Below are 12,164 nucleotides of genomic sequence, written 5' to 3'. Positions count from 1 at the left end.
CAGGGGAAGTGACGCCTGGGGAGATTCCTCTGCCGGGGTCGGTTCGCCGACTAGGCATGAATCGTTGAATCAGGAAGGAAGCAACAAGTTGAACGAAAGTCCGCTTTTGTTCAGCGTTGTGTAAGTCTTTCGGAGCGGCCTTGCTGATGAGCGATGGGAAATTCCGGTGGAACCCTGCAACAAAAGTTCATAAATTCGCAGCCGGCAAGATGCTTAATGAGAATGCAGCGCCTCAAGGACAATGCTTAGTATCACGAGGCTGGATGCCCATTTGGGCACAAACCCTCAACATCTTAAGATTCAAGGTGAATTTTTATTTTTTGATTTGTTTGCTCATTGATGGGCTCAACGGTCAGGGTGAGCGTTGCCGGGGATGCCGTCCTGGTTTTAGACTGGGGCTGGTGAAGTTACAGGCACGTTTATGGTGACAGTGTTGGCTGGGCTGTGGTATGCGCCGCTGGCGAGTCTGGAAGTGGGCGAACATTTGTACTGGCACCTGGGCAAGCTGAAAATTCACGGCCAGGTGTTTATCACGTCGTGGGTGGTGATGGCTCTGTTGATCGGGGCGGCGTGGTTGGGGACGCGCAAGGCCCAACGGGTACCGCAGGGATGGCAGAATTTTATGGAGTATGTGCTGGATTTTGTGCGCACCTTGACCCGCGATCAGTTGGGCGAAAAGGAATACCGCGCCTGGTTGCCGTTTGTGGGGACTTTGTTTTTGTTCATTCTCACCTGCAACTGGACCGGGATTTTGCTGCCCTGGAAGTTGATTGAACTCCCGGCGGGGGAATTGGCGGCAAGTACGAATGATATTAATACGACGGCAGCCCTGGCCCTGCTGACGTCCCTGGCCTATTTTTATGCCGGGTTTAGCCGCAAGGGGTTGCTGGGCTATTTCAAGGGGTATTTGTACCCTTCGCCAATCATGTTGCCTTTTAAGATCATTGAGGATTTCACCAAGCCCCTGTCCTTGAGCTTCCGGTTGTTTGGGAATATTTTGGCGGATGAGTTGGTGGTGGGGGTGTTGACCTTTTTGGTGCCGGTGCTGTTGCCGGTGCCGATGATGGTGCTGGGGCTGTTCCTCAGCGGGATTCAGGCCCTGATTTTTGCCACCTTGGCCTCGACCTACATCGCCGAAGCCCTGGAAGACCACGAGCACGGGGAACAGGAGGCAGAAATGGCCTAAGATGGTTGTGGTACTGGGAACAAAACCTGGTATTGTGATCTGCGGGGCCTTTGTATCCCGTTACATAACCCTACTGCGAGGATGGATTTATGGATGGTTTGACGTCTGCTGCTTCGGTGTTGGCCGCTGCGTTGGCGGTGGGCCTGGGGTCCATTGGACCGGGTTTGGGTCAAGGTCGTGCCGCGGGTCAGGCGGTGGAAGGGATTGCCCGGCAACCGGAGGCGGGAGAAAAAATCCGGGGCACGCTGTTGCTGAGTTTGGCGTTTATGGAAGCCTTGACGATTTACGGGCTGGTGGTGGCGCTGGTGCTGTTGTTTGCGAACCCGTTTGCCGGTTAAATAAGGAGGAAACGGATGGGGCCTGGTGGGTTGCCCATCGGGCCTGCAAGGGAGAGAACAGGGGATGCACATGGTGTTGGGGCTGGGATTGTTGGCGGAAGCGGGCGGGTTGTTTGACCTGGATGCGACCCTGCCGCTGATGGCGCTCCAGTTTTTGGTGCTGGTGGCGGTCTTGAATGCCGTGTTTTACAAGCCCTTGCTGCGGGTGGTGGATGAACGGGAAGAATACATCCGGTCCAAGCAGGCACAGGCGCGGGAATGGCAGGACAAGGCGGCGCAGTTGACCCAGCAGTACGACCAGGAGTTGGCGCTGGCCCGGCGGGAAGCCCAGCAAACCCTGAATACGGCGCAGGAACAGGCTAAGCAGGAAGCCCAGGCCCAGATTCGGGTGGCGCAACAGGCGGCGCAGGCACAGATTGCGCAAGCCCAGGCGGATTTGGCAGCGCAACAGGCCCAGGCGTTGGCCCAGTTGGAACCCCAGGTGCAGGACTTGGCAGCAGCAATTTTGGCAAAGTTATTGGTCTAGGCGATGGAGTTCCTACGGCTGGCAATGGCGGAAGCGGCAAGCGGGGTGCGTTTCAATCCCGACCTATTGCGCACCAATACGCTGAATATTTTGGTGGTATTGGGGTTGGTGATTTACTACGGGCGGGGGTTCCTGGGGAATCTGCTGCGGGAACGGCAGCAGGCCATTGTCCAGGCGATTACCCAGGCGGAGACGGCCCACCAGGAGGCGGCAGTGGCGTTGCAGACTGCGCAAAAGAATCTGGCGCAGGCGCAGGTGCAGGCCGCCCAGTTGAAGGAAGAAGGCAGGGAGCGGGCGGCCCAGGCGCGGGCGGCAATGCTGGCGATGGCGGCGCAGGAGGTGGAGCGCATCGGTCTGCAGGCGCAACAGCGGATTGAATTGGAGCAGGAACGGACGGTGGAGGCGATTCGGCGCCGGCTTACGGAGTTGGTTTTGGCGCAGGTGACGGCGCAGTTGCCAACCCGCTTGACCCCGGAGGTGCATCACCGTTTGATTGACCAGGGTATTGCTCGCTTGGGAGGTGGGGGATGACGACCCAGGTGGCGCGTTTGACCGAACCCTACGCCGAGGCGCTGTTGGATTTGGCCAAAAGCCAGAATTTGGTTGAGCCTATTGAGCAGGAATTGGCCGAGATCAAACAGTTGCTCCAAAGCGTCCCGGCGTTGGCACAGGTGTTGCAACGGCCAACGGTTCCCCCGGAACAGAAAAAAAATCTCCTGCGGCGGGTGTTGACGGGGCAGGTGCAGCCGCTGGTGTTGAATTTCCTGCTGCTGTTGGTGGACCGGGGGCGCATTGTGCTGCTGGAGCGGATCATTACGACGTTTCAGGAGATGGCGCGGCAATGGCGGGGCATCCAGTTGGCGCGGGTGCGCGCGGCGGTGCCGTTGACCCCGGAACAGCGCCAACGTTTGGCCGAACGGCTGGCCCAAAGGTGTGGCGCTCGGCAGGTAGAGGTGGAAGTGACGGTGGACCCTTCCCTGCTGGGGGGGTTTACGGTGCAGTTGGGTTCGCAGTTTTTGGATGTAAGTTTGCGGAGTCAGTTGCAACGGCTGGCGCTCCGTTTGACGCAAAGTGTTGTTTAGTCCCTAAGCCCACGAGGAAAGAAGGTTATGATCACGATCCGGCCCGATGAAATTAGCCAAATTATCCGCCAGCAAATCGAGCAGTACGACCAGGCGGTAGAGGTCGCCAATGTGGGAACTGTGCTCCAGGTGGGAGACGGGATTGCCCGCATCTATGGCCTGGAAAAGGTGATGGCCTCGGAGTTGTTGGAATTTAGCGACGGCACGGTGGGGATTGCCCTCAACCTGGAGCAGGACAACGTGGGGGCGGTGTTGATGGGCGATGGCCGGAATATCTCCGAAGGGAGTACGGTCAAGGCCACGGGTAAAATTGCCCAGATACCGGTGGGGGAAGCCCTGATCGGGCGGGTGGTGGACCCCTTGGGCCGACCGATTGACGGCAAAGGGCCGGTGAACACCACAGAAAGTCGGTTGTTGGAATCGCCCGCGCCGGGGATTGTGGCGCGCCGGTCGGTGTACGAACCGCTCCAGACGGGGATTACGGCGATTGACGCCATGATTCCCATCGGGCGGGGGCAGCGGGAGTTGATTATTGGGGACCGGCAAACGGGGAAGACGGCGATTGCCCTGGATACGATTCTGAACCAGGCGGACCAGGACGTGATCTGTGTGTATGTGGCGATTGGCCAAAAGGCGTCCTCGGTGGCCCAGGTGGTGGGGGTGATGGAGGAACGGGGAGCGATGAAGTATTCGATTGTCGTGGCGGCTAACGCCGATGAACCGGCCACGTTGCAGTATTTGGCGCCCTATGCGGGGGCGGCGATTGCCGAGTATTTTATGTATAAGGGCAAGGCGACGCTGGTGATTTACGACGACCTGACCAAGCAGGCGCAGGCGTACCGGCAGATGTCGCTCCTGTTGCGGCGGCCCCCGGGGCGGGAAGCGTATCCAGGGGATGTGTTTTACCTGCACTCCCGGTTGTTGGAGCGGGCGGCGAAGCTCAACGATGCCTTGGGGGGTGGGAGTATGACGGCCCTGCCTATTATCGAGACGCAGGCGGGGGACGTGTCGGCCTACATTCCGACCAATGTGATTTCGATTACGGACGGGCAGATTTTCCTGTCGGCGGATTTATTTAATGCGGGGGTGCGCCCGGCGATCAATGTGGGGATTTCCGTGTCGCGGGTAGGTTCGGCGGCGCAGATCAAGGCCATGAAGCAGGTGGCGGGCAAACTGAAGTTGGAGTTGGCGCAGTTTGCCGAATTGGAGGCGTTTTCCCAGTTTGCTTCCGATTTGGACAAGGCCACCCAGGAGCAGTTGGCGCGGGGGCAGCGGATTCGGGAGATGCTCAAGCAACCCCAGTTTTCGCCCTTGCCGGTGGAAGAGCAGGTGGCGATCATCTATGCCTGTACCAACGGGTATGTGGATGACCTGGCTTTGGAGCAGGTACAACCGTTTTTGACGGGGCTGCGGGAGTATCTGCGGGTGAACAAGCCGGGGTTTGGCGAGGCGATACGGACGGAGAAAAAACTCACGCCGGAGGCCGAAACCCTGCTCAAGGAAGGGATTACGGAGTACAAAGCCAGTTTCACGGCGTAGGGGGCGGTCATGGCCAGTTTGAAGGCGATCCGGGACCGGATCAAAGCGGTGAAAAATACCCGCAAGATTACCGAGGCGATGCGGTTGGTGGCGGCGGCCAAGGTGCGGCGGGCGCAGGAGCAGGTGTTGGCAACCCGGCCCTTTGCCGACCGGTTGGCGCAGGTGTTGTACGGGTTGCAGTCCCGGTTGCAGTTGGAAGATTTGGATGTGCCGTTGCTGCAGCAGCGACCGGTGCGGCGGGTGGCGTTGCTGATCCTCTCGGGGGACCGGGGGTTGTGCGGGGCCTACAATGCCAACGTCATTCGGCGGGCGGACAACCGGATCACGGAGTTGCGGCAATTGGGGCTGGACTATGTGTTGATTCCGGTGGGGCGCAAGGCCACCCAGTATTTCACCCGTCGTCAGCACCCGATTGACCGGTCGTTTACCGGGTTGGAGCAGATTCCTACTGCTGAGGAAGCCCGCCGGATCAGCCAGGAGGTGCTGAGCCTGTTTCTTTCCGAGGATGTGGACCGGGTGGAATTGATTTACACCCGTTTTGTGTCGCTGATTAGTTCGCGACCGGTGGTGCAGACGATTTTGCCCATGTCCTTGCAGGGGTTGGAACCTCAGGACGACGAGATTTTCCGGTTGACCACCCGCGAGGGGCGGTTGGAGGTGGAACGCCGCCCCCAGGCCCAAGCCCGTGCCGCGGTGTTTCCTCAGGAGATGATTTTTGAGCAGGACCCGGTGCAGATTTTTAGCGCCCTGTTGCCCTTGTATCTCAACAACCAGATGCTCCGGGCGTTGCAGGAGGCGGCGGCCAGCGAATTGGCGGCGCGGATGACGGCGATGAACAATGCCAGTGACAACGCCAAAGCCCTGATCAAAACCCTCACCCTGTCCTACAACAAGGCGCGGCAAGCGGCCATTACCCAGCAAATTTTGGAGGTGGTGGCCGGGGCCAACGCGCTCAAGGATTAGCCTGTCTGGGCGGGTGGTGGGATTGTCATTTCCAAAAACGTGGGATATTTTTATGTCGGTAGAACACCTGACAAGTACGTTTGCTTCGGGCGCTTTCTAGGGAAAAAAAGGAATGTTTTAATATCTTGAGCGCAGTCGTGTTGAACCCTACCACAAAAGTTCATAAGTTCGCTTCAGGCCACATGCGGAATGGGAAAATTAATGAGAAAATTTTTTAAGGGTGGGTTGGACGCTGGGCCGGGTGGGGCGATAAACGGGTTTACAATGATTTACCAAAGTACAAGTTGTGGGATAGGCTGGGCTACCATAAAACAGAGGGTCGCCAAGCGGGGGGTGGCGGGGTGTCCCCGGTCGCAAATTGGTATCCTGTTGCCATTGGAGGAGTCAAACCCGTGCATCTGAGCGAAATTACCCATCCGAATCAATTACATGGTTTGTCCATCCCGGAGTTGGAAGCGATTGCCCGGCAGATTCGCGAGAAACATCTGCAAACCGTGGCCGTGACGGGCGGGCATCTGGGGCCGGGTTTGGGGGTGGTGGAACTGACTTTGGGCTTGTATCAGACCTTGGACCTGGACCGGGACCGGGTGGTGTGGGATGTGGGCCATCAGGCCTATCCGCACAAGATGATTACGGGGCGGTATCACCAGTTCCATACCCTGCGCCAAAAAAATGGGATTGCGGGCTATCTCAGGCGCTCAGAAAGCCGGTTTGACCATTTTGGGGCGGGGCATGCCTCGACCAGTATTTCCGCGGCCTTGGGCATGGCGATTGCCCGGGATATGCGGGGTGAGGATTATAAGGTGGTGGCGATTATCGGCGATGGGGCGCTCACCGGCGGCATGGCCCTGGAGGCGATTAACCATGCGGGGCATTTGCCGAAAACCCGTTTGCTGGTGGTGCTCAATGACAATGAGATGTCTATTTCTCCCAATGTGGGGGCGATTCCGCGCTATTTGAATAAACTGCGCCTGAGTCCGCCTGTGCAGTTTTTGACGGAAAATTTGGAGGAGCAATTTAAGCATTTGCCCTTTGTGGATGCAGCCCTGGCGCACAACATGAAAGAGGGGATGAAACGGCTGACGGTGCCCAAGGTGGGGGCGGTGTTTGAGGAATTGGGATTTACCTATTTTGGGCCGGTGGATGGGCATAATCTCGCGGAATTGATTGACACGTTCCAGCGGGCGCACCAAATCTGTGGGCCGGTGTTGGTGCATGTGGCGACCGTCAAGGGGAAAGGTTACGAGGTGGCCGAGCAGGACCAGGTGGGGTATCACGCCCAGAATGCCTTTGACTTGGCCACGGGCAAACCCAAACCGGCGGGCAAACCCAAGCCCCCCACCTATTCCAAGGTGTTTGGGCAGACTTTGACGCGCTTGGCGCAGGAGAATCCCAAAATTGTGGGCATTACGGCGGCGATGGCGACCGGAACGGGGTTGGACATTCTGCAAAAACATTGCCCCAATCAGTATATTGATGTGGGGATTGCGGAACAGCACGCGGTGACGTTGGCGGCTGGGTTGGCCTGCGAAGGGATGCGTCCGGTGGTGGCAATTTACTCCACGTTTTTGCAACGGGCGTTTGACCAAATTGTGCATGATGTGTGTATTCAAAAGTTGCCGGTATTTTTCTGCATGGACCGGGCCGGGATTGTGGGGGCGGATGGGCCGACCCACCAGGGGATGTATGACATTGCCTATCTGCGGTGTCTGCCCCACATGGTGTTGATGGCGCCCAAGGATGAGGCGGAATTGCAGCGGATGATTGTCACGGGGATTCAGTACACCGAAGGGCCGATTGCCGTGCGCTATCCGCGGGGGAATGGCTACGGGGTGCCGTTGATGGAGGAGGGTTGGGAACCGTTGCCGATTGGCAAAGGGGAACTGTTGCGGCACGGGCAAGATGTCCTGCTGGTGGCCTACGGTGCGATGGTGGTGCCGGCCATGCAGACGGCAGAACGACTCAAGGAGCATGGGGTGGATGCGGCAGTGGTCAATGCCCGGTTTGCCAAACCGTTGGATACGGAGTTGCTTGTGCCGCTGGCTCAGGAGATTGGCCGGGTGGTGACCCTGGAGGAGGGCTGTTTGCCGGGGGGCTTTGGCAGTGCGGTGGCGGAAGCCCTATTGGATGCGGGGGTGCTCGTACCGCTTTTGCGTATCGGTGTGCCGGATATTTTGGTAGAGCACGCCCAACCGGAGGAATCGAAGGCGGATTTGGGGTTGACGCCCCCCCAGATGAGCGAACGGATTCGCCACTTTCTGGGGCAGACGGCGGTGGTCAGGGTCGCGGAGTGACGGATTGCGGCGACCGGAAGTTCTCCACGCTTGCGGCAGGGGGGGTTGCTCATGACCTTCGCCAAACTCCCCGGCCGCTTGCAGAGTCGTTCTGCGCACGCGCATCAATACTTGTTCATGCGTTGATCCAGCCGGATGAATTGCCGGTTCACCCCCTCCCACAACTGGCGGTTATGGGGGTCAAGCCGCAGGGCTTTTTTCAGATAGGTGCGCGCCTTGTCCCATTCTCCCTGGTCAATCAAAGCCCTGCCCCAGCGTTGGTAGGTTTCGGCTTGCCAGGTGGGAATGTCCGGGTCCTGGGCAAACCGTTGCGCCAGGGTGTCCAACAGGGCCACTGCCCGGGCAAACCGTCCCTGTTCCAAGAAGGTGCGCCATTGCACCTGAAATTTATGCTTGAGGGACTGCTCCTCCTGGCTAAGGGGGGAAGGCCGCGGCGGCTCCGGCTGGGAATGCCGCACTTCCACCCGCACCCGTCCTGTCGCCCGCGCTGGCTCAGACGTCCGGGTCGCCCAATGTTCGCGGAGATAGGTGTAGGCCTGGTGCAGGGCAATAAACCGTTCATGGCTGGCACGGTCACCGGGGTTGACATCCGGGTGATACTGCCGCGCCAAACGGCGATAAGCGGTCTTGATCTCCGCCAGGGGCGCCCCCACCGTTAGCCCCAAACACTGATAGCTCTGGACCAGCTTGGGGTCGGCCATATCACGGAGCTTTCCCCTCAATCACCTTGTCCACAATCCCGTACGCCAGCGCCTCCTGCGCCGACATGTAAAAATCCCGCTTTTGGTCCCGCTGAATTTTCTCCAACGGTTGTCCGGTGTGGTGCGCCAACAACTGATTCAACTGGTGGTCAATCCGCAACACCTCCCTGGCTTCAATTTCGATATCCGAAGCCTGCCCCCGCGCGCCGCTGGACACCTGATGGATCATAATCCGGGAATGGGGTAAGGCCAGACGTTTGCCCTTGGTACCCGCCGCCAGCAAAAACGCCCCCATCGAAGCCGCCAAACCCACACAAATCGTCACCACATCCGACTTCACATGTTGCATCGTGTCGTAGATTGCCAAGCCCGCGTGCACCGAACCCCCCGGCGAATTGATGTAGAGATAAATATCTTTGCCCGGGTCCTCCGAATCCAAATACAACATCACCGCCACAATTTGGTTGGCAATTTCGTCATCCACCTCTTGCCCCAAAAAAATAATCCGCTCCCGGTACAGGCGGTTATAGATGTCAATCCACTGGGTATAGGGTTCACCGGGTAAACGGTAGGGGACTTTGGGCACACCAATGGGCATAGGTTCACTCCTTGTTGTCATCCAATGAGCAATTGCCGCGAGGCTTAGGTTTTCCCCGGCAGAGCCGCCTGCTCCGCCTTGTGGGGCAAAGAACGGGGACTTTCCAACACCCGGTCAATCAAACCGTATTCCTTGGCTTCGTAGGGCGTCAGGTAGAAGGTGCGGCTCATATCTTTGGCAATCTTTTCCCGGGGTTGCCCCGTATTTTCCGCCAGAATATCCAACATCACTTCCCGATTGCGGAGCACTTCCCGCGCCTGAATTTGAATATCCGACGCCTGCCCCCGGGTGTAACTGCGACTTTGGCGCAAAATAATCGAAGCATTCGGTAAACTTGCCCGATGGCCCTTGGCGCCTGCCGAGAGCAAAACCGCCGCCATCCCCATCGCCACCCCAATACAAATCGTATGCACCGGCGGCTTGACATAGGCCATCGTATCGCAAATCGCAAAGGCTTCCGTTTCCCAGGCCACCGGCTCTCCGTCAAAGCGGGAAGTCCCCGTAGAATTGATGTAGAAGTAAATGGGTTTTTCTGGGTCCTCGTATTGCAGATAGAGCAGTTGCGCCACAATCAGTTCGGTGACCTGATGGACAATCGGCAACCCCAGATAGATGATCCGCTCTTTTAGCAACAGGGACGGCAAATCCGGCGGCGGTGTCCGGTAATAAGCGTCCCCGTAGTAGTAGGGTGATTGCACCATCGCTGTTTCCCTGGCCGTTCTTTTTTAGTGTAGCGCCTGCTGACCCAGTTCCACCGCCCGGCAGAGACTGCACACCCCCCAGCGGTCCAATTCCACCAGGGGCGCTGGGGCCTGACAGCGGGGACAAATGGGGGGACGGCGGTAGGTCGGCAAGGGGGCCGCCGCCGTGCCAGGGGGACGCAGCCCGCCCCGAAAAACACGCCCGGCAGGGGGATGGCCCTCAGGGGTCAGGGTCGGACGAAAGCGAATGTCCTGCAGGGGTTGGGGCAAATGCGGATTCAGCCGTTGCAACAGACGATGCCGCTCAAACGCCAGGTTTTGCGCCCACACCGGCGAACGGGTTGCCACGTACAAGACCTGCCGACGGATGTATAGAGGCTGCGTCTGCCGGGCCACCGTTGGCCCCACCACCTCCGCCCACAACCGCAACAATTCTTGCCACTGCCGCACCTGCTCCCACGTGGCGCCCTGGTGCAACCGCTCCAAAATCCCCCCCAACGGCGCTAAACCCATCCCCTGCCCTTGGTGTTAACTTTTGTTACATTTCCCCGCCTGTCCTGGCTGCGGTGTTCACTTTGGCCATTATAGGTTTATGATGTAGAGTGTACTAGTGTAGTTTGGGGTTTAGCACCGGTTTCCCTCCGACGAGTTTTTTTCGCCGCGATGGTTTGAAGGAAGGTTTCGCAGCCGACTGCACGGTCACATTCCATTTCATGTCGAGGCCAAGTTTATGACGATTTACGTGGGTAATTTGAATTACCGGGTGACCAAGGAAGACATCCAGGATGTCTTTGCCGAGTACGGCACGGTCAAGAATGTGGTGCTGCCGATGGATCGGGAAACCGGTCGGATGCGGGGGTTTGCGTTTGTGGAAATGCACGAGGACGCTCAGGAAGACAAGGCGATTACGGAGTTGGATGGCGCCGAATGGATGGGGCGTCAACTGCGGGTCAACAAAGCTCGTCCCAAGGAGGAGCGTCCCCGGGAGCGTTTTGGCGGTGGTCGCCGGGATTTTAACCGTTCTGGGGTTTAGGTGCAGCGCATTGACCCAAAACCTGGTGTCCGGCTCTGGTAGTCGGCTCCGGGTTGTCCCCTTTTGAGGTAGCATCCGTGGCCAAACGCCGTAACCCCAAGAAGGAAAAGGCTTTGCGTAACCGCGCCTATGCCCGCAAGTTCAGCCGCAAAACTACCAACACTCGGCGGAGTCGCATTCCCCGGGAGCCGGCGCCGGAGTCGGAGCCAAACCTCTAGGGTATGTGGTATCGGTGCCAACGCCCGGTCAATCTGTATGCCGCGCCGACGGGGGAGGAATTAGCAACCCAAGCCCAGGCGGGGCGGTGGCTGTTGCCTGGGGCGCGTCAGGGCGAACGCCTGTGGGTGACCTTGGCGGAGGATGACTACGGCGGTTGGGTGAATGGGAGCGCGGTTGCGGATTGGCTGCCCACCACGGAAACCTACCAACCGCCCCAACTGAACCGGGCGGCCATTCTCCCGCGTCTGCCCCTGGTGATTCAGTTTGCGGTGCAGGCGATGGGCCAACCCCATAGGTATCTCTGGGGGGGGACGGTAGGGCCGGATTTTGACTGTTCGGGGCTGGTGCAGACGGCCTTTGCCCAGGCGGGGATTTGGCTGCCGCGGGATGCCTACCAGCAGGAGGCCTTTGTTGCGCCCATTGCCCGGGAAGACCTCATGGCGGGGGACTTGGTGTTTTTTGGGACGGCAGAACGGGCGACCCACGTGGGCATTTACCTTGGCCAACAGCAGTACATCCACTGCTCCGGCCCTACCCAAGGACGCAACGGGATTGGTGTAGACTCCCTGGGGGACGACCGGGGGCCAATTGGCGAAATTTATGCCCAACAGTGGCGGGGTGCGGGGCGGGTGGTGGCTTCCTATCAGCCACAATCGGTTCGAGCAGGCCCTCCCTAGCATCTCTGGTCAATTGTGAGGCAAAACCGGGCAGAGCGGTTTATGGTCGCAAAAAGGACCCTATCAACAGACACAAGACTTAACCCCCCCCAAAAATGAGGGACGTTAGGCTGTGCCGTGCCGGAGGCATAGTGCGCTGGAATTTTGACATAACACTTCTACCCCGATAAAAGAAAGGACTGCAACTCACAAATCCATCCACAAGTCAATTCATAGCAGTGCCTGTTATCTTGTTGCGATGTACCCATAGAACTATGGGGCATTTCATTGAATTATCATATTTTGATAAAGGTTACAGAAGGCAATC

Annotated in this window: 15 protein-coding genes; 11 read left to right on the top strand and 4 right to left on the bottom strand. The window is 58.5% G+C overall.

The genetic code is table 11. The features are described from left to right. Positions 1 to 421 precede the first annotated feature (421 nt). The 8 genes from atpB to dxs all read left to right on the top strand — a co-directional run bounded on the left by atpB (position 422) and on the right by dxs (position 7,928). On the top strand, positions 422 to 1,186 hold the full coding sequence (gene atpB / locus ACWISF_RS10995) for a F0F1 ATP synthase subunit A (RefSeq protein ID WP_448381627.1): 765 nt from the start codon (positions 422 to 424) through the stop codon (positions 1,184 to 1,186). Between the two features lie 89 nt (positions 1,187 to 1,275). Next, a complete protein-coding gene (gene atpE, locus ACWISF_RS10990) occupies positions 1,276 to 1,524 on the top strand; it encodes an ATP synthase F0 subunit C (RefSeq protein WP_448381626.1) in 249 nt (82 codons plus the stop codon). A gap of 25 nt (positions 1,525 to 1,549) precedes the next feature. Next, the gene (locus ACWISF_RS10985; protein WP_448381625.1) at positions 1,550 to 2,050 is read left to right on the top strand and encodes a F0F1 ATP synthase subunit B'; all 501 of its coding nucleotides are present in this window, start codon (positions 1,550 to 1,552) and stop codon (positions 2,048 to 2,050) included. Positions 2,051 to 2,053: 3 nt separating this feature from the next. Further along, complete coding sequence (locus tag ACWISF_RS10980; protein WP_448381624.1) at positions 2,054 to 2,581, top strand: F0F1 ATP synthase subunit B; 528 nt, start codon at positions 2,054 to 2,056, stop codon at positions 2,579 to 2,581. Then, complete coding sequence (gene atpH, locus ACWISF_RS10975) at positions 2,578 to 3,132, top strand: ATP synthase F1 subunit delta (protein ID WP_448381623.1); 555 nt, start codon at positions 2,578 to 2,580, stop codon at positions 3,130 to 3,132. The genes ACWISF_RS10980 and atpH overlap by 4 nt, the downstream gene beginning before the upstream one ends. A 27-nt stretch (positions 3,133 to 3,159) precedes the next feature. Further along, entirely contained in the window at positions 3,160 to 4,671 is a 1,512-nt protein-coding gene (atpA, locus tag ACWISF_RS10970; RefSeq protein WP_448381622.1) for a F0F1 ATP synthase subunit alpha, read from the top strand. 9 nt (positions 4,672 to 4,680) lie between these two features. Further along, positions 4,681 to 5,634, top strand: a complete 954-nt coding sequence (locus ACWISF_RS10965) for a F0F1 ATP synthase subunit gamma (RefSeq protein WP_448381621.1) — start codon at positions 4,681 to 4,683, stop codon at positions 5,632 to 5,634. Positions 5,635 to 6,026: 392 nt separating this feature from the next. Continuing rightward, the gene (gene dxs, locus ACWISF_RS10960; protein WP_448381628.1) at positions 6,027 to 7,928 is read left to right on the top strand and encodes a 1-deoxy-D-xylulose-5-phosphate synthase; all 1,902 of its coding nucleotides are present in this window, start codon (positions 6,027 to 6,029) and stop codon (positions 7,926 to 7,928) included. Between the two features lie 104 nt (positions 7,929 to 8,032). Here the strand turns inward: dxs and ACWISF_RS10955 are convergent, their stop codons facing one another. The 4 genes from ACWISF_RS10955 to ACWISF_RS10940 are packed head-to-tail and all read right to left on the bottom strand — an operon-like array spanning position 8,033 to position 10,441. Then, the gene (locus ACWISF_RS10955; RefSeq protein WP_448381620.1) at positions 8,033 to 8,629 is read right to left on the bottom strand and encodes a DnaJ domain-containing protein; all 597 of its coding nucleotides are present in this window, start codon (positions 8,627 to 8,629) and stop codon (positions 8,033 to 8,035) included. A gap of 1 nt (position 8,630) precedes the next feature. Continuing rightward, the gene (locus ACWISF_RS10950) at positions 8,631 to 9,227 is read right to left on the bottom strand and encodes an ATP-dependent Clp protease proteolytic subunit (protein ID WP_448381619.1); all 597 of its coding nucleotides are present in this window, start codon (positions 9,225 to 9,227) and stop codon (positions 8,631 to 8,633) included. Positions 9,228 to 9,271: 44 nt separating this feature from the next. Continuing rightward, positions 9,272 to 9,928: an ATP-dependent Clp protease proteolytic subunit gene (locus ACWISF_RS10945; RefSeq protein WP_448381618.1), complete on the bottom strand. Its 657-nt coding sequence runs from the start codon at positions 9,926 to 9,928 to the stop codon at positions 9,272 to 9,274. Between the two features lie 24 nt (positions 9,929 to 9,952). Then, positions 9,953 to 10,441 carry a DUF721 domain-containing protein gene (locus ACWISF_RS10940; RefSeq protein ID WP_448381617.1) on the bottom strand — a complete coding sequence of 163 codons (489 nt, stop codon included), beginning with the start codon at positions 10,439 to 10,441 and terminating at the stop codon, positions 9,953 to 9,955. A 217-nt stretch (positions 10,442 to 10,658) separates the two neighbouring features. On the opposite strand from ACWISF_RS10940, the gene ACWISF_RS10935 reads away from it, so the two are divergent. The 3 genes from ACWISF_RS10935 (at position 10,659) to ACWISF_RS10925 (ending at position 11,857) form a co-directional block, all read left to right on the top strand. Beyond that, positions 10,659 to 10,961, top strand: a complete 303-nt coding sequence (locus tag ACWISF_RS10935; protein WP_448381616.1) for an RNA recognition motif domain-containing protein — start codon at positions 10,659 to 10,661, stop codon at positions 10,959 to 10,961. 77 nt (positions 10,962 to 11,038) lie between these two features. Beyond that, positions 11,039 to 11,179 (top strand): hypothetical protein, encoded by a 141-nt coding sequence (locus ACWISF_RS10930; protein WP_448381615.1) that lies wholly within the window; start codon positions 11,039 to 11,041, stop codon positions 11,177 to 11,179. 3 nt (positions 11,180 to 11,182) lie between these two features. After that, a complete protein-coding gene (locus ACWISF_RS10925; RefSeq protein ID WP_448381614.1) occupies positions 11,183 to 11,857 on the top strand; it encodes a C40 family peptidase in 675 nt (224 codons plus the stop codon). Positions 11,858 to 12,164: the final 307 nt, after the last annotated feature.

It is taken from the genome of Gloeomargarita sp., assembly GCF_053491055.1.
This window is presented reverse-complemented; position numbering and strand designations above follow the sequence as displayed.